Source organism: Gordonia sp. ALPHA1B1, assembly GCF_005502615.1.
Taxonomy (GTDB): domain Bacteria; phylum Actinomycetota; class Actinomycetes; order Mycobacteriales; family Mycobacteriaceae; genus Gordonia; species Gordonia hongkongensis.
In genome coordinates this window covers 1-16,133 of the sequence record NZ_SCOC01000026.1, presented here as the reverse complement: position 1 = coordinate 16,133, position 16,133 = coordinate 1, and the positions used below count along the sequence as shown (strand labels likewise).

The following is a 16,133-nucleotide window of genomic DNA, read 5'->3' as shown; positions in this document are numbered from 1 at the left end:
CGGTTCATCGAGATGACCGATTCCGGGACGGGTGACGCGCGATCCAGTCGGCGACCGCCTCGGTGAGCCGATGTTGATTGTGCCGCTTGACGATCTCGTGACCCTCGTCGTCGAACATCAGCATCTCGGCCACGGCGCCGCGTGCCTGGAGTTCGGCGACGATCTGTTGCGACTCGCTCACCGGCACGTTGGTGTCGTGCGCTCCGTGGACGACGAGCAGCGGCGCGCGCACCGCGTCGATCCGGTGGATCGGCGACAGGTCGGCGAGGAGTTCACGGTCGAACTCCGGATGTCCGTACTTGGTGTAGGCCGCCACCGCGATCCACGGTTCGGTGTTGCGGAAGAACGACTCCAGGTCGCTCATGCCGCAGATGGCGATCCCGGCGGCGAACAGGTCGGGATGGAAGGTCAGGCATGCCAGGGTCAGATAACCGCCGTACGAACGGCCGGAGCAGTAGACCGCGTCGGGGTCGGCGATGCCCTGTCGACACAGGAACTCGGCACAGTCCGCGGCGTCGTCGATCCCGGCATACCGTCCGTAACGGTCGTCGGCGTGCGCGAACAACCGGCCGTATCCCGACGACCCGCGGACGTTCGCGGCGAAGACCGTGATCCCGGCGTCGACGAGGGGACCGAACAAGAACTGGTAGTCCGGGCGCGACTGCCCCTCGGGTCCGCCGTGGAAGTAGAGCAGGGTGGGGCCGGGCGCGGCCGTGCCGACGGTCCGCTTGGCGCGGAACAGGAAGCCGGACAACGGCATACCGTCGCGCGCCGAGAACTCCATCAGTTCGGGCCGGAGCAGACACGAGGGCCCCTCGCCGGCGACGACGTCGTCGCGGACCGGGAACACCTGCCGGTTGGCGACATCCACGAGATGGACGAGGGGGGAGTGCTGCGGGCTCGACACCGTCACTGTCACCACCGACCCGGCGGCACTGATCGAGAGATCGGAGGCCACCTCGCCGGGCAGGTCGATGGGCGGGTGCAGGGTCTGATCGGGCAGAGTCAGGATCTGCAACTCGCTGCAGCCCCGAACATTCCACAGCAGGGCGACGGTCGACTGGTCGTGGCTGACCGCGAACTCGTCGAGCCCGATGTCGACGCGCTGGGCCATCACCCGGAAGCGCACGCCGAACTTGCTGACCTCGACTCCCAGGAGCCGCGGGAACTTGGCGTCGAAATCGCTGCGCACCAGCGCCTGGACACTGTCGAGGTCGCGGGCCGGTTCGTTCGGGGCGGGGACGAACACCAGGGATGAGTGATCGAAACCCTGGTCGAGGAGATAACCCTGGTCGGTGATCGCGCCCGGATCCTGCGGCAGCAGCGGGGTCATCGTGATCTCGTCGTCACCCGACTCGGGGCGGCGGCGCAACAGCAGCATGTCGTGATAGCCCCGCGGGCCCACTCGGACGAGGGTGGCGCCCTTCCACGAGTCGATCAGCACGCTGCCGACGCGCTGATCGAGGGTGAGTGTCGTCCCGGTCCCCGGATGCACGCGGAGCGCGTGGGAGGTGCCGTCCTGATCGATGGCGGTGATCAGGACCCAGTCGGTGTCCCAGCCGACCAGGCCCACCGTGCCGAACGATCGCCCGTCGGGGCGGGTCGCGGCGATGCGATGGGCGGTGTCGTCGTCGGGATCGGTGGTGACGACCCACACCTGGTGATGCTCACCGCCGCTCGGCGCGATCTCGACCGCCAGCCAGCGACCGTCGGTGGAGTGCACCACCTTTCGGACGGGCCCGGTGGATCGTAGCTGCACCCAGCGCAACTCGCCGACGCCGTCCCGCGAGAGCGACCGCTGCGCGGCCCGCGGATAACCGGTGCCCTCGTCGACGATGTAGGCGAAGGCGCTCCCGTCGGGAGAGAGCGAGGCGCCGTAGGTCTTCCAGCCGCGGTCGTCGAAACGCAGAGCGGTCACCGTCGGGCGTTCGCTTCCATCGTCTGCAACCACATCTCCAGCACGGCGACCTGCCACAGTTCGTTGCCGTCGAGTCTCGTGCGAATCCCGTTCGGATCGGCGAACAGTCGGTCGAGGGCCTCGGGACGGTACAGGCCGCGATCTCGGGCCGCCTTCGACCGTAGGGTGTCCGACACGAGATCGAGGACGCCGCCGGTCAGATGGCGGATACCCGGCACCGGAAAGTACCCCTTCGTGCGATCGATGACTGCCGACGGCAGCAACGCCCGGCTCGCCTCCTTGAGGACGCCCTTGCCGCCATGTGCGAGTTTGAGATCGGGGGGACACGTGGCGGCCAGTTCGACGAACTCGTGGTCGAGGAACGGGACGCGGGCCTCCAGGCCCCAGGCCATCGTCATGGTGTCGACGCGTTTGACCGGGTCGTCGACGAGCATGACGGTCGTGTCCAGGCGGAGGGCGGCGTCGACGGCGGTGGCCGCGCCCGGTGCGGACTGGTGGGCCCAGGCGAACTCGAAGCTCGGGTCGTACCCGGCCTCGGTGAGGTAGTCGTCTGCGAGGATGCCGCGGATGTCGACATCGTCGCGGTCGAAGAACACGTCGGCGTACGCGCGCGTCGTCTTCTCCCGGGTCACGTCCAGCAGCGGGGGATACCAGCTGTACCCGCCGAGGATCTCGTCGGCGCCCTGACCGGACTGGACCACCTTGATCGACTTGCTGACCTCCTGCGACAGGAGATAGAACGCGACGCAGTCGTGGCTGACCATCGGTTCGCCCATCGCCGCGACCGTATCCGGGATCGCGGGCAGCAACCGGTCGGTCCCGATGTGGATCTTGTGATGGTCGGTGCCGAAGGTGTCGGCGATGAGGTCGGAGTAGGCGTACTCGTCCCCCGATTCCCCGGCCGCGGAATCGAATCCGATGCTGAAGGTCGCGAGGTCGGTCTGACCCTGCTCGGCGAGCAGCGCGACGACCAGGGAGGAGTCGACGCCCCCGGACAGCAGCACGCCGACCGGGACGTCGGCGACCATGCGCCGGCGCACGGACGTTCGCAGCGAGTCGAGCAGTTCGTGCTGCCATCGCTTCTCGTCCCAGTCCCGGCGGTCGGGATGCGGTTCGAAAGCCGGTTCCCAGTAACGGCGTTCGGTGCGGCGTCCGTCGGGCTGGATCGTCATGACGGTGGCCGGCGGCAGCTTCCGGATGCCGTTGTAGATGGTGTGGGGTGCCGGGACGACGGCATGGAAGCTGAAGTAGTGGTGCAACGCCACCCGGTCGATCGAGGTGTCGACGTCGCCGGCGCGCAGGAGCGCCTGCACCGACGAGGCGAACCGGAGTCGACCGGGGGTGTCGGCGAGGTAGAGCGGTTTGATGCCGAGCCGGTCCCGTCCGAGGGTGACCACGCCGGTGTCGGTGTCGACGACGGCGAACGCGAACATGCCCATGAAATGGTCGACGCAGTCGGGGCCCCAGGCATGGAACGCCTTGAGGATGACCTCGCTGTCGGCGTGGGAGAAGAACGTGTAGCCCTTGCCCTCGAGTTCGGCGCGCAGTTCGTGGTGGTTGTAGATGCAGCCGTTGAAGACCAACGCCAGGCCGAGTGCCGGGTCGATCATCGGCTGACTGCCCTTTTCGGTCAGGTCGATGATCTTCAGGCGCCGATGACCGAGCGCCACAGCGCCTTTCGAGAAGACGCCCGAGCCGTCAGGGCCGCGACGCGTCATCTCGCAGGTCATGGCGTCGACCGCCGAGACATCCGGAGCCGTCCCGTCGAACCGGATCTCGCCGCAGATTCCGCACATGGGTCGGTGGTCCTCCTCGTTAGCTGTCGTACTCCGGTGCCGCTGGTGCCCTGGTGCCCCGGGCGGAGGCATCCTCCCACCCTAGGAGCAGCCGGTCGGGACGGCACCCCGGGCGGGCGACTACTTCGGCGTCAACCAGGTGGTGATGTCGCAGTGCACGACCTCGACGCCCTCGGTGTCGGCGATGCTCACCGACACGGTGACGTCGGTGCCGGTGGTGATCGCGTCGAAGTCGACGGGGTCGGCCAGTCGCGCCTCGGCGGTCAGGCGCGTTGTGGCCTTCGTCAGATAGCTGGACTGCATCGCCTTGGGAATCCAACGGTGGGTGGTGGGCGTGGTGGCCTCCATCAGCATCCCCATCGCGGCCTCGGCGAGGTTGCACGCCGCGATCGCGTGGAAGGTGCCGATGTGGTTGTGGACGCCGAACCAGTTGGGCGCGGTGACCTTGCAGTAGCCGGGCTCCATCTCCTGCACGAGAGGCAGGACGGTGCCGAAGTACGGGACCTTCGCGACCATGCCGAGGGAGAAGAGGACGTTGCCCAGCGGATTGGCGGGCAGCTTCTTGCGCAGGGCGAAGGTGGGGTTCGTGGAACTCATGGCGGTATCTTACTCATCGGTCAGGTAAGGTTCGGCCGACGGTCGCCGGCACTGATTTGATCGTGCTCCCGACCTGATGCATACTGTTCGGGTTGCCTTGACCGGCGGACGCAGGTTGTGCCATGTGCCAGACCCGCGGTCGCGATCAGGTGAATGACTCCCAGGCCCGGTCTACGGGGACTGGGCGTGTAACGCGTGCCCCGATTTCGGTTCACGGTCCCGACACGCCCGACCGCGGGTGCCGGAGCAAACCGGCTCGTACCAGGTGCGAGCCAACGTACAACGACAGATGAACAGCGTCGATTGCCGTATCTCACACGGTGGTCATGTGCTCAGCCGGCGAGAGGTCGGTCCAGATCACGCGGTGTTTGTCTGTCGAGAACAACTGACGGAAGAGGACACAGCGTGGCGGGACAAAAGATCCGCATCAGGCTCAAGGCCTACGACCACGAGGCGATCGACGCTTCGGCGCGCAAGATCGTGGAGACCGTGACCCGTACCGGGGCACGCGTCGTCGGCCCGGTGCCATTGCCCACCGAGAAGAACGTGTACTGCGTCATCCGTTCGCCGCACAAGTACAAGGACAGCCGCGAACACTTCGAGATGCGTACCCACAAGCGACTCATCGACATCCTCGACCCGACACCGAAGACGGTCGACGCGCTCATGCGCATCGACCTGCCGGCCAGCGTCGACGTCAACATCCAGTAGGACGGGGGCGAGATAACACATGAGCAATCAGAGTTCGACCAAGGGCATCCTGGGCACCAAGCTCGGCATGACCCAGGTCTTCGACGAGAACAACCGCGTCGTCCCGGTGACTGTCATCCAGGCCGGCCCGAACGTGGTCACCCAGCTCCGCACCGCGGACCGTGACGGCTACACGGCCGTCCAGCTCGCCTACGGCGCCGTCGATCCCCGCAAGGTGACCAAGCCGGTCGCCGGTCAGTTTGGCAAGGCCGGGGTCACCCCGCGCCGCCACCTGGCCGAGATCCGCGTCAACGACGTCGCCGAGTTCGAGGTCGGTCAGGAACTGACCGCCGAGATCTTCGCCGACGGCGCGCTGGTCGACGTCACCGGCACCTCCAAGGGCAAGGGCTTCGCCGGCGTCATGAAGCGTCACGGCTTCGCCGGTCTGGGCGCCAGCCACGGTGCCCACCGCGTACACCGCGCTCCGGGTTCGATCGGTGGCTGCGCCACGCCGGGTCGCGTGTTCAAGGGCATGCGCATGGCAGGCCGCATGGGTAACGACAAGGTGACCACGCAGAACCTCACCGTCCACAAGGTGGACGCCGAGGCCGGTCTCCTGCTGATCAAGGGAGCGATCCCGGGTCGCAAGGGCGGCATCGTGATGGTTCGCGACGCAGTGAAGGGTGGTGCCAAATGAGCACCGAGACGGCTACCAAGCTGACGCTGGACGTCAAGACCGCCGACGGCAAGACCAACGGAACCGTTGACCTGCCCGCCGCGCTCTTCGACGCCCCGGCCAACATCGCGCTGATGCATCAGGTCGTCGTGGCCCAGCAGGCCGCGGCACGCCAGGGCACGCATTCCACCAAGACCCGCGGCGAGGTCCGCGGCGGTGGCGCCAAGCCGTACCGCCAGAAGGGCACCGGCCGTGCGCGTCAGGGTTCGACCCGCGCCCCGCAGTTCGCCGGCGGTGGCACCGTCCACGGCCCGCAGCCGCGCGACTACAGCCAGCGCACCCCCAAGAAGATGAAGGCGGCCGCACTGCGCGGTGCGCTGAGCGATCGCGCTCGTAACGAGCGCATCCACGTGATCACCGAACTGGTCTCCGGGCAGAAGCCCTCGACCAAGTCGGCGCGTCAGTTCCTGGAGAGCCTCTCCGATCGCCGCAAGTTCCTGGTCGTCCTCGGCCGCGAGGACCTGACGGCGTGGCTGAGTGTCGCGAACCTGCAGAACGTGCTGCCGATCGCGCCGGATCAGCTCAACACCTACGACGTCCTGGATTCGGACGAGGTGGTGTTCAGCGTCGAGACGCTCAATGCCTTCATCGAGCAGAACACGGCGGATGCCAAGGCTGCCGTCGAGAAGACAGCAGAGGAGGCCTGACATGGCGACCGTTGCCGACCCGCGCGACATCATCCTGGCGCCCGTGATCTCGGAGAAGTCCTACGGGCTCATGGAGGACAACGTGTACACCTTCCTGGTGCACCCGGAGTCCAACAAGACCGAGATCAAGATCGCGATCGAGAAGATCTTCGGTGTCAGCGTTGCCAGCGTCAACACCGCGAACCGACAGGGCAAGCGCAAGCGGACCCGCTCCGGCTACGGCCAGCGCAAGTCCACCAAGCGCGCCATCGTGTCGCTGACCGCAGACAGCAAGCCCATCGAGATCTTCGGGGGCTCGGTCAGCTGACCGGGGCGCCCAGAGAAGGACTAGAGACTCATGGCTATTCGTAAGTACAAGCCGACGACCCCGGGTCGTCGTGGGGCCAGCGGCTCCGACTTCGCCGAGGTCACCCGTGACCACCCGGAGAAGTCGCTGGTGCGTCCGCTGCACGGGCGTGGTGGCCGAAACGCTCACGGGCGCATCACCACTCGTCACAAGGGTGGCGGCCACAAGCGCGCCTACCGTCTGATCGACTTCCGTCGCAACGACAAGGACGGCATCAACGCCAAGGTCGCTCACATCGAGTACGACCCGAACCGCACCGCGCGGATCGCGTTGCTGCACTACGTCGACGGCGAGAAGCGCTACATCATCGCGCCCAAGGGCCTGAAGCAGGGTGACGTCGTCGAGAGCGGCTCGACCGCCGACATCAAGCCCGGCAACAACCTGCCGTTGCGCAACATCCCGACCGGTACCCAGGTCCACGCCGTGGAGCTGCGTCCGGGCGGCGGCGCGAAGATGGCCCGCAGCGCGGGATCGTCGATCCAGCTGCTGGGCAAGGAAGGCACCTACGCCACCCTGCGTATGCCCTCCGGCGAGATCCGTCGCGTCGACGTGCGCTGCCGCGCCACCGTCGGCGAGGTGGGCAACGCCGAGCAGAGCAACATCAACTGGGGCAAGGCCGGCCGTATGCGGTGGAAGGGCAAGCGCCCGACCGTCCGCGGTGTGGTCATGAACCCGGTCGACCACCCGCACGGTGGTGGTGAGGGCAAGACCTCCGGTGGTCGCCACCCGGTCAGCCCGTGGGGCAAGCCCGAGGGCCGTACCCGCAAGAACAAGGCCAGCGACAAGCTGATCGTCCGCCGCCGTCGTACCGGCAAGAACAAGCGATAACAGGAGGAGGTAAGAGAATGCCACGCAGCCTCAAGAAGGGCCCGTTCGTCGACGACCACCTCCTGAAGAAGGTGGATGTCCAGAACGAGAAGGGCACCAAGCAGGTCATCAAGACCTGGTCCCGTCGTTCGACCATCATTCCCGACTTCATCGGTCACACCTTTGCCGTCCACGATGGCCGCAAGCACGTGCCGGTGTTCATCTCGGATTCGATGGTCGGGCACAAGCTGGGCGAGTTCGCCCCCACCCGTACCTTCAAGGGTCACATCAAGGATGACCGGAAAGCGAAGCGCCGGTAATGACTACGCAGACCGATAATCCGACAGCAAAAGCGACCGCCAAGTTCGTGCGCGTCACGCCGATGAAGGCTCGTCGTGTCCTGGACCTGGTCCGCGGCAAGAACGTGGACGAGGCTCTCGACATCCTGCGGTTCGCACCGCAGTCGGCGTCCGAGCCCGTGTACAAGGTCCTGGCAAGTGCCGTCGCCAACGCGGAGAACAACCTGGATCTGGATCGCCGGACCCTGGTCGTCGCCACCGCGTTCGCCGACGAGGGCCCGACCCTCAAGCGCTTCCAGCCGCGCGCGCAGGGTCGTGCGTTCCGTATCCGCAAGCGCACCAGCCACATCACCGTGGTCGTGGAGAGCCTGCCGGAGAAGGCAGCCGGCGGCCGTGGCCGTTCGCGTCAGCCGAAGAAGAAGGGAGCCTAGTAGTGGGCCAGAAAATCAACCCGCACGGCTTCCGTCTGGGCATCACCACCGACTGGAAGTCGCGGTGGTACGCCGACAAGCAGTACGCGGACTACGTCAAAGAGGATGTCGCCATCCGCAAGCTCCTCTCCACGGGGCTCGAGCGGGCCGGCATCGCCAAGGTGGAGATCGAGCGCACCCGTGACCGGGTTCGCGTCGACATCCACACCGCGCGTCCGGGCATCGTCATCGGTCGCCGCGGCGCCGAGGCCGATCGCATCCGCGGCGACCTGGAGAAGCTGACCGGTAAGCAGGTCCAGCTGAACATCCTCGAGGTCAAGAACGCCGAGTCAGAGGCCCAGCTGGTGGCCCAGGGCGTCGCCGAGCAGCTGAGCAACCGTGTGGCGTTCCGCCGCGCGATGCGCAAGGCGATCCAGTCGGCGATGCGTCAGCCGAACGTGAAGGGCATCCGGGTCCAGTGCTCGGGTCGTCTGGGCGGCGCTGAGATGAGCCGCAGTGAGTTCTACCGCGAGGGTCGCGTGCCGCTGCACACGCTGCGCGCCGACATCGACTACGGACTCTACGAAGCCAAGACCACCTTCGGCCGGATCGGCGTGAAGGTGTGGATCTACAAGGGCGACATCGTCGGTGGACGTCGTGAGCTGGCCGCGGCCGCTCCGGCAGCCGAGGATCGCCGTCCGCGCCGGCCCAGCCGGCCCCGGCGTAGCGGTGCCTCGGGCACCACTGCGACGAGCACCGACGCCGCTCGCGCGGCCGAGGCCGCTCCCGCCGAGGCCACCGCTGGTGCGGCTGAGAAGCAGGAGGGCTAGGCCATGTTGATCCCACGTCGGGTCAAGCACCGCAAGCAGCACCACCCCAGCCTCAAGGGGCAGGCCAAGGGCGGCACCAAGGTGACGTTCGGCGATTACGGCATCCAGGCTCTGGAAGGCGCGTACATCACCAACCGTCAGATCGAGTCCGCTCGTATCGCGATCAACCGGCACATCAAGCGTGGCGGCAAGGTCTGGATCAACATCTTCCCGGACCGCCCGCTGACCAAGAAGCCGGCCGAGACCCGCATGGGTTCGGGTAAGGGTTCGCCCGAGTGGTGGGTCGCCCCGGTCAAGCCGGGTCGCGTGCTGTTCGAGATGACCTACCCGAATGAGGAGATCGCTCGCGAGGCCCTGCGTCGCGCGCAGCACAAGCTCCCCATCAAGACCAGGATCGTGACCAGAGAGGAGCAGTTCTGATGGCACTCGGAGTTGCTGCGAACGAGCTTCGTGAGCTCAACGACGCTGATCTGGTCGATCGCCTGAAAGAGTCGAAGGAAGAACTGTTCAACCTTCGGTTCCAGATGGCCACCGGCCAGCTCGACAACAACCGTCGCCTGCGGACCGTGCGTCGCGAGATCGCGCGTATCTACACCGTGATGCGCGAACGGGAGCTGGGCCTGGCGTCCGGACCGGATGGTGATGACGCATGAGTGAGGACCAGAAGGTGACCGAAACCCAGACCGAGGTGCGCGCACGCCGCAAGGAGCGCATCGGCTACGTGGTCAGCGACAAGATGCAGAAGACCATCGTGGTCGAGCTGGAAGATCGTAAGAGCCACCCGCTCTACGGCAAGATCATCCGGACCACGAGCAAGGTCAAGGCCCACGACGAGAACGGCGATGCCGGCGTCGGTGACCGCGTGCGGATCATGGAGACCCGCCCGCTGTCGGCGACCAAGCACTGGCGTCTCGTCGAGGTGCTGGAGAAGGCCAAGTAGGCCCTCTCCCAACGAGTTCTACCGTCACCGGCCCGTTCCCCACAGGGGGCGGGCCGGTTTCGTCGTATTTGGTCTCAACAGGGGATTGACCGGTCGAGTCGGACGGTGTGAGGCTGAGACGCGATGCCCACCACCGATCTCGCGAGCGGCGACACCCCCGCACGACCCGCGTGGGTGCGGCGCGCATTCGAATCGGATTCGGCGGAGCCGGATCTGGACCGCGTCCGCCGGGTGGGCGCCCGCTTCCTGGGCCTGGGTTTCATCGGTTACCCCGTGGTCTCCGCGGCATCGATCCTCGCCTCGGCGCCGCTGACCGACGCCTGGTGGCCACCGCTGAGCATCCTGCTGTCGGTCGGACCAGGAATCCTGTTGATCGCGGCGACCTTTCGACCGGGTACGGCGTGGCTCACCCCGCTCGCCCTGACGACCTGGGCCGGGTACATCCTCGGCCTGGGTCTGTGGTTCGTGGCCTGGAACGGGACGACCCTGACGAATCCCGACGACTCGGCGCAGTGGATGGTCGCCTTCTGCGGTATGCCGAGCATGGTGCTGATGCTCGTGCGGCCGCGTCTCGCGGTGGCGGGTCTGCTCGTGTCGTCGACCCTCGCGCACATCTCCCAGCAGCTCGGCCGGTTCGGTGAGGTGACTTCCGATGCGCCCGTGGAGATCCTGTGGTCGCTGGTGTTCACCGGTGTCTTCCTCGCGGTCGTGCTGGTCGCGACCCGCACCGGCCGTGAGCTCGACGAGACGCGTGAGGAGACCTACCGCACCGCGGCCAACGTGGCCGCGGCGTCGGCCCGCGAGGTGGAGAAGGAGCGGTTCGACGCCATCGTGCACGACCGGGTCATCGCCTCACTCCTGGCCGTCCGGCCGGGGCGTCCCGACGAGCGGCTCGCCGCCCAGGCCGCGTCGGCCCTCGACGAACTCGCCCGGGTGCCGGGACCCGGGGATGCGGACACCGTGACGGATGTCGAGGTGGTCCGGCGCATCAGGCTGGCCGCCGCCGACATCTCCGAACGATTCGACGTGGAGGTCGTGGGTGGCCAGAACGCCGATGACCAGGACCCCGGTGACCAGGACGGCGTGGAGGTTCGGCGTGCTGAGCCGGCCTCGTATCCCGTCGAGGTCCTCGATGCGGTCGTCGAGGCGATGTCGGAGTCGTTGCGGAACGTGCTGCGCCACGCCGGGGACGATGCCGAATGCGCCGTCATCGTGCAGTTGGCATCCGACGCCCTGAGCATGGCGGTCGTCGACGACGGCGTCGGGTTCGATCCGGAGTCGGTGGCGGTCGGCCGGCTGGGAATCGCGGTGAGCATCCGCGGTCGTCTCGCGAGGCTGCCCGGTGGCCACGCGCGGGTGCACAGTCGCGCCGGGCGGGGGACCACGGTTCAGATCCGATGGGAGCGGCCGTGAGACGAGAGTGTTCTCGCGGCGTCGACGACGCCGAACGCGGCGAGGTCGTCAATGCGTTCGGCATCGGGTCGCGGCCCCTGTGGCTGATGATGGGCGCGTTCGCATGCGGCTACTTCGCCGTGACGCTCTATGCCGACTCGTCCATCACCGGGTGGTGGCAGTGGACCGGGGTGTTCGCCGGTTTCGTGTTGTTCGTCGTGGCCGGGATGACGATCCTCGATTCGCCCGGTGATCCGCTGCCCGGATCGACGACCTCCGTCATCGCCGCGATGACCGTCTCGGCCGTGGCCGTGACGCTGTTCTCGTTGCCGTCGCCGCCGTCGCACGTGATGCAGACCGGGCCGCCGATGGGGGCCTCGGTGATCATCCTGGCCTTCGTCGCGGTGCGCGGTCGTCCCCTGGCGGCGTGGCTGGCGAGCGGTTGCATCAGCGTCATCGCGGTCGTGTGGGGCGCCGTCTCGACCGCCGGAGCGGTCTGGGGACTGTCGATCACCCTGCCGGGATACGCGATCATGATCATGGGGTCGCTGTTCTCCGTCATGCTGCGCCCGATGGCCCGCAACATCTACGAACTACGCGAGGCCAACGAACGCCAGGCGGCGCTCGACGCCGCCGCCGCTGCGGCCACCGAGGTGCGGGACCGACGTCTCGCCGCTCTCGACGAACGCGCACGCCCCGTCCTCACACGCATGGCGCGCCGCGAGACCTTCACCGCCGACGAGGTGGCCACGGCCCGGCTGCTCGAGGCGCAATTACGCGACGGCATCCGTGCCTCCGGGCTCGACCTCCCGATGGTCCGGGACGCGGCGTGGCGGGCGCGTCAGCGGGGTGTGCGCGTCGTTCTGCTCGACGACGGCGGGCTGGCCGCGCTCGACGACGCGCACGCGGCCGTGGCGCGCGAACGGCTGGCGAACGCGGTCGCCGAGCTGCTGGACGAGGTCGAGGACGGCCGCGTGACGGTACGCATCCAACCACCGGGTCGCGACGCGCTCGCGTCGGTCGGAGTGGACGCGAGCCACGTCTCTCACCGGGTCGAGTTCCACCCCCGTGTGCTGGTCCACACCGAAATCGGGCGCGAGGCACGTGCTGAGAACGTCTAGCGCTCGGACGGTCGACGACGGCGCTGCCACCGACGCGGAACCCATCGAGACCAACGCCGATCTGGTACGCGCACAACAGTATGCGGCTCGCTTCGTCGGAGCGGGCGTGATCGCCTACTCCGCGGCGATGCTGCCGGTTCTGATCGGTTCGGCCTCGCTGACGGCTTCGTGGTGGCCGCCGCTCAGCGCAGCACTCATCGTCGGACCCGCGATCGCACTGCTCGTCGGTAGTTTCCGTCCGACGACGGGATGGATACTGTCGGCGGGCATCTGCAGCGCCGCCGGTTACCTCCTGGCGACGGCATTGTGGTTCGTCGCATGGAACCCCGACACCGCGGGCGGGTACGGACGGTGGCCGGTGTGGCTGGTGCAGTTTCCCGGCGTCCCCGGGCTCGCGTTGGTGATCGCGCTCCGGTTCGGCTCGGCGATCGGCTATCTCGTGGTGGCGACGGCGATGGTGCACACCGCCAATCAGCTGGCCGTGTTCGGTGGTGTCCGGGCGACGATGTACACGAGTACCGCTCTGACCATCGGGCTGACGGGGGTGTTCATGGCGGTGGGGATTGTGACGATGCGAACCGCTCAGAAGCTGGGGGAGACGCGCTCCACCGCGGTGCGGGCGGCGGAGGTGACCGCGTCGGCGGTCGCACGGGAAGCCGAACGCTCCCGCTATGACGCGTTGATACACGATCATGTGATCGCCTGCCTCCTCGCGCTGCGGCCGTCGACCCAGGACCAGCGGGTGGCCGAGCAGGCCCGACAGGCTCTCGGCGAGATCGACGCCTGGCGTCGCGGCGACCGCGATGTGGGCGGTGACGTCGTCCCGACAGAGTTGCTCCGGAAAGTCCGGCTGACGACCGCACAGATCGACGACGACGTGGAATTCACCGTCCACGTCGTCGACAACGGCCAGACCTATCCAGCGGAGGTCGTCGAGGCCGTGCTCGCCGCTCTGTCGGAGGCGATGCGCAACAGCGTGCGCCATGCCGGGGACCACGCGGAGCGGGTCGTCGGGGGTGAACTCGCGGCCGACGCGCTCTGGGTGGGCGTCGCCGACGACGGAGTGGGGTTCGACCCCGGACATCTCGACTCGTCGCGCTTCGGCATCGACGCCGGACTCATCGGTCGAATGCGCGCGATCGGCGGCGACGCGGAGGTGCGCAGCGCTCCCGGCCGCGGGACGGTGGTGAGGCTCTCATGGTCGCCGAGATGAGCGGCGCAGGCATCCAGGCGTCCGCCGCAACTGCTTGCGCGGCCGCCGGGACCGGCGGTCAGGACGACGACCTCTTCGGGTTTCGATCCCGCGCAGTGCTTGTCGCGCTCGTCGGATTCGCGGTCGCGTACGTGACAGTGACCGTCGGAACCGGCCTGCACATCACCTCACCCCGTCGATGGGCAGGCTTGATCGTGGCATTCGGGCTGCTGGTGGTCACGGCACGACGGGTGGTGCGACTCCCGGACGGCCGATGTGATCGACGGTCGGCCGTTGCGGCCGCCGTCGCGGTGCTCGCCGCGACCGGGATTTCGTGGTGGTCGCTGCCCGCCGAGCAGTACATGACGCTGCAGAACGGCCCGGCGACCGCAGGAGGAATCGTGGTGCTGACGCTCGTCGCGGTGCGTGGGCAGCCGGGAATCGCGTGGGCCGGCGCAGTGGCGATGAGCGTGCTGTGCGGGCTGTGGGGTCTCGACCGGGGCATCGGCTTCGTTCCCGGCGTGACGATCACCGTGTGGGCATACCCGGTTCTCGTCCTGTCGGCGCTGTTCCTGCTCATCCTCCGGCCGATGGCCGATCAGAATGCCGAACTGCGGGCCCGGTCCCTCCGGGAGGCGTTCGACGCAGCATCGACGGAGGCGGCCGCCGACGAGCGCCGGCGCAATTTCGAGGACTTCGAGCAGCGTGCGCGCCCGGTCCTGGAGCGCATCGCCGCGGCCGACGAGTTCTCGTCGTCGGAGATCGCCGAGATGCATCTGCTCGAGGCCCAGCTCCGCGACGGCATCCGGGCACCCGACTGGGACACGCCCGCGATCCGGGATGCGGTGTGGGCGGCGCGAGCCCGCGGGGCGGTGGTGATCCTGCTCGACGACGGGGCGCTGCAATCGCTCGATGAAGAAGACCGCGCTTCGTCACGCGATCGGATGGCGCGCCTGTTGCTCGATGAGTTGGCTGCCGACAACGAGCGGGTGACAGCCCGGATCATGCCGCCGGGCCGACCGGTGGCGGCGTCCGTGGTCGTCTCGTCGCGAGACGGCACGCGTCGGATCGAGATGACCGCAGAGGGCGAGGTGGTGCGGAGCGTCTCGGGCACGTGAGGACGAGATTCAGACCAGTCCGGATCAGGAGCGCAACCACTCGAGGACGGCCGGCGTCACTGGAGCGGTCGCGTCGGCATATTCCGGGTGTTTCTTCAGGAACGAAGCCACCAGCGGGCACACGCCTACGATCGTGAGGTTGCGTGCGCGGGCGTCTTCGAGGGCTTCGCACACCAGGATCGTCGCGAGACCGCGTCCGCCGAACGCCGGGTCGACCTCGGTGTGGAAGAACACCCGCTCGGTCGTCGGAGCGTCGTCGGTCCCGGAGACCCGGTCGCGGTACTCGGCGAAGCCGGCCAGTGCGTCACCACCGGGCGCGTCGACGTGGATGTCGTAGCGGCGTGCGGCGGGGTTGTCGCGGACCGTGGTCTCGGCGCCGGTCTTGTCCGCGGTCATCGCTGCACCGCCACGATCGGGCCGTGCACGGACCAGGGGAAGTCGATCCACTTGTCGGTGGTCCGCCAGCTGTAGTCGGGGATCGTGATGGTGTGCGGCTTCTTGTAGAGCACGGCGTTGCGGACCTCGGCGACCCGTCCCTGCTCCTGGCAGAAATCGTTGACCAGTTTGAGGGTCTTGCCGGTGTCGGCCACGTCGTCGACGACGAGCACCCGCTGGTCGGTCAGACCGCTCGACTCCAGGAGCGAGGGCAGCATCACCGGTTCGGACAGTGTCTCGCCGACGCCGGTGTAGAACTCGACGTTCAACGAGATCATCAGCTTGCAGTCCAAGGCGTAGGCGAGGGCGCCGGCCGGGATCAGGCCGCCGCGGGCGATTCCGAGGATGATGTCCGGGACGAACGCGTCGGCGGCCACCTGCTCGGCGAGTTCACGGCAGGCGATGCCGTTGAGCTCCCAGGTGAGCACTTCGCGCTCGGGAGATGGAGTGGTCATGGGGACACTCTTCCAGAGCGCCCGCGGCGCCGGGAGCCGAGTGGCACACCGACTCGGGTCTTGCGCCGAGGGGACGCGATGCGAACCGGGGCGCGAATATGGCTCGAAGGTTTCGGTGAAGAACCGGTTAATTCGGCTCATCCCAATCGGGGGTGTAGGAGTTGGGGTCTGAAGCCGCCGGTCTCGAGCAGGCTTCGGGCGATGTAGTTGGTCAGGTTGCGGAACCCGGGTGCGGAGCCGCGCAGGTGTTCGAGCCGTCCGTTGAGCGCCTCGGTCGGCCCGTTGCTGGTGGCCGGGTCGTTCGAAGTAGGCGAGCACGTCAGCGGCTCGCTTCTTCAGGGTCCGGCCCAGGGTGGTGAGCTCGGTGAGCACCTTGGGGACGCCGGCGCTGAGGTCGGTGATCA

The 16,133-nt window shown here is 67.7% G+C and carries 20 protein-coding genes and 1 pseudogene; 15 read left to right on the top strand and 6 right to left on the bottom strand.

What is annotated here, in order from left to right; translation table 11 throughout:
- Positions 1–4: 4 nt before the first annotated feature.
- The 3 genes from FFS52_RS16685 to FFS52_RS16675 all read right to left on the bottom strand — a co-directional run bounded on the left by FFS52_RS16685 (position 5) and on the right by FFS52_RS16675 (position 4,311).
- On the bottom strand, positions 5–1,918 hold the full coding sequence (locus tag FFS52_RS16685; RefSeq protein WP_137810329.1) for a prolyl oligopeptidase family serine peptidase: 1,914 nt from the start codon (positions 1,916–1,918) through the stop codon (positions 5–7).
- Positions 1,915–3,714: an N-acetylglutaminylglutamine amidotransferase gene (locus tag FFS52_RS16680; protein ID WP_137810328.1), complete on the bottom strand. Its 1,800-nt coding sequence runs from the start codon at positions 3,712–3,714 to the stop codon at positions 1,915–1,917. The genes FFS52_RS16685 and FFS52_RS16680 overlap by 4 nt, the downstream gene beginning before the upstream one ends.
- Positions 3,715–3,834: 120 nt before the next feature.
- Positions 3,835–4,311 (bottom strand): hotdog fold domain-containing protein, encoded by a 477-nt coding sequence (locus tag FFS52_RS16675; protein WP_137810327.1) that lies wholly within the window; start codon positions 4,309–4,311, stop codon positions 3,835–3,837.
- Positions 4,312–4,716: 405 nt separating this feature from the next.
- Between FFS52_RS16675 and rpsJ the strand changes: the two genes are divergently transcribed.
- The 15 genes from rpsJ (at position 4,717) to FFS52_RS16600 (ending at position 14,839) form a co-directional block, all read left to right on the top strand.
- Positions 4,717–5,022 (top strand): 30S ribosomal protein S10, encoded by a 306-nt coding sequence (gene rpsJ, locus FFS52_RS16670; protein ID WP_003938093.1) that lies wholly within the window; start codon positions 4,717–4,719, stop codon positions 5,020–5,022.
- Between the two features lie 19 nt (positions 5,023–5,041).
- On the top strand, positions 5,042–5,698 hold the full coding sequence (rplC, locus tag FFS52_RS16665) for a 50S ribosomal protein L3 (protein ID WP_137810326.1): 657 nt from the start codon (positions 5,042–5,044) through the stop codon (positions 5,696–5,698).
- The gene (gene rplD, locus FFS52_RS16660; protein WP_058252342.1) at positions 5,695–6,384 is read left to right on the top strand and encodes a 50S ribosomal protein L4; all 690 of its coding nucleotides are present in this window, start codon (positions 5,695–5,697) and stop codon (positions 6,382–6,384) included. The genes rplC and rplD overlap by 4 nt, the downstream gene beginning before the upstream one ends.
- Position 6,385: 1 nt before the next feature.
- Positions 6,386–6,691 (top strand): 50S ribosomal protein L23, encoded by a 306-nt coding sequence (rplW, locus tag FFS52_RS16655; RefSeq protein ID WP_086534383.1) that lies wholly within the window; start codon positions 6,386–6,388, stop codon positions 6,689–6,691.
- A 30-nt stretch (positions 6,692–6,721) separates the two neighbouring features.
- A complete protein-coding gene (rplB, locus tag FFS52_RS16650) occupies positions 6,722–7,558 on the top strand; it encodes a 50S ribosomal protein L2 (protein WP_004020552.1) in 837 nt (278 codons plus the stop codon).
- 17 nt (positions 7,559–7,575) lie between these two features.
- On the top strand, positions 7,576–7,857 hold the full coding sequence (gene rpsS / locus FFS52_RS16645; RefSeq protein WP_004020551.1) for a 30S ribosomal protein S19: 282 nt from the start codon (positions 7,576–7,578) through the stop codon (positions 7,855–7,857).
- On the top strand, positions 7,857–8,267 hold the full coding sequence (gene rplV, locus FFS52_RS16640; protein ID WP_004020550.1) for a 50S ribosomal protein L22: 411 nt from the start codon (positions 7,857–7,859) through the stop codon (positions 8,265–8,267). The genes rpsS and rplV overlap by 1 nt, the downstream gene beginning before the upstream one ends.
- A 2-nt stretch (positions 8,268–8,269) precedes the next feature.
- Positions 8,270–9,076 (top strand): 30S ribosomal protein S3, encoded by an 807-nt coding sequence (rpsC, locus tag FFS52_RS16635; RefSeq protein ID WP_004020549.1) that lies wholly within the window; start codon positions 8,270–8,272, stop codon positions 9,074–9,076.
- A gap of 3 nt (positions 9,077–9,079) precedes the next feature.
- Positions 9,080–9,496: a 50S ribosomal protein L16 gene (rplP, locus tag FFS52_RS16630; protein WP_004020548.1), complete on the top strand. Its 417-nt coding sequence runs from the start codon at positions 9,080–9,082 to the stop codon at positions 9,494–9,496.
- Positions 9,496–9,729, top strand: coding sequence for a 50S ribosomal protein L29 (gene rpmC, locus FFS52_RS16625; RefSeq protein WP_004020547.1), 234 nt, complete (start codon positions 9,496–9,498; stop codon positions 9,727–9,729). Before rplP ends, rpmC begins: the two co-directional genes overlap by 1 nt.
- The gene (rpsQ, locus tag FFS52_RS16620) at positions 9,726–10,016 is read left to right on the top strand and encodes a 30S ribosomal protein S17 (protein WP_058252339.1); all 291 of its coding nucleotides are present in this window, start codon (positions 9,726–9,728) and stop codon (positions 10,014–10,016) included. The genes rpmC and rpsQ overlap by 4 nt, the downstream gene beginning before the upstream one ends.
- A 123-nt stretch (positions 10,017–10,139) precedes the next feature.
- Positions 10,140–11,429 (top strand): ATP-binding protein, encoded by a 1,290-nt coding sequence (locus FFS52_RS16615; RefSeq protein ID WP_137810325.1) that lies wholly within the window; start codon positions 10,140–10,142, stop codon positions 11,427–11,429.
- Positions 11,426–12,529, top strand: coding sequence for a hypothetical protein (locus FFS52_RS16610; RefSeq protein ID WP_249356331.1), 1,104 nt, complete (start codon positions 11,426–11,428; stop codon positions 12,527–12,529). Before FFS52_RS16615 ends, FFS52_RS16610 begins: the two co-directional genes overlap by 4 nt.
- Positions 12,513–13,742, top strand: a complete 1,230-nt coding sequence (locus FFS52_RS16605) for an ATP-binding protein (RefSeq protein WP_137810323.1) — start codon at positions 12,513–12,515, stop codon at positions 13,740–13,742. The genes FFS52_RS16610 and FFS52_RS16605 overlap by 17 nt, the downstream gene beginning before the upstream one ends.
- Entirely contained in the window at positions 13,739–14,839 is a 1,101-nt protein-coding gene (locus tag FFS52_RS16600) for a hypothetical protein (RefSeq protein ID WP_137810322.1), read from the top strand. Before FFS52_RS16605 ends, FFS52_RS16600 begins: the two co-directional genes overlap by 4 nt.
- A 24-nt stretch (positions 14,840–14,863) precedes the next feature.
- On the opposite strand, the gene FFS52_RS16595 is transcribed toward FFS52_RS16600, so the two are convergent.
- From FFS52_RS16595 to FFS52_RS16585, 3 genes and pseudogenes are all read right to left on the bottom strand, one after another.
- Positions 14,864–15,235 carry a GNAT family N-acetyltransferase gene (locus FFS52_RS16595; RefSeq protein ID WP_006360243.1) on the bottom strand — a complete coding sequence of 124 codons (372 nt, stop codon included), beginning with the start codon at positions 15,233–15,235 and terminating at the stop codon, positions 14,864–14,866.
- Positions 15,232–15,729: a phosphoribosyltransferase gene (locus tag FFS52_RS16590; protein ID WP_065631405.1), complete on the bottom strand. Its 498-nt coding sequence runs from the start codon at positions 15,727–15,729 to the stop codon at positions 15,232–15,234. The genes FFS52_RS16595 and FFS52_RS16590 overlap by 4 nt, the downstream gene beginning before the upstream one ends.
- Before the next feature lie 137 nt (positions 15,730–15,866).
- Positions 15,867–16,133, bottom strand: a pseudogene (locus FFS52_RS16585) (transposase); the annotation flags it as partial.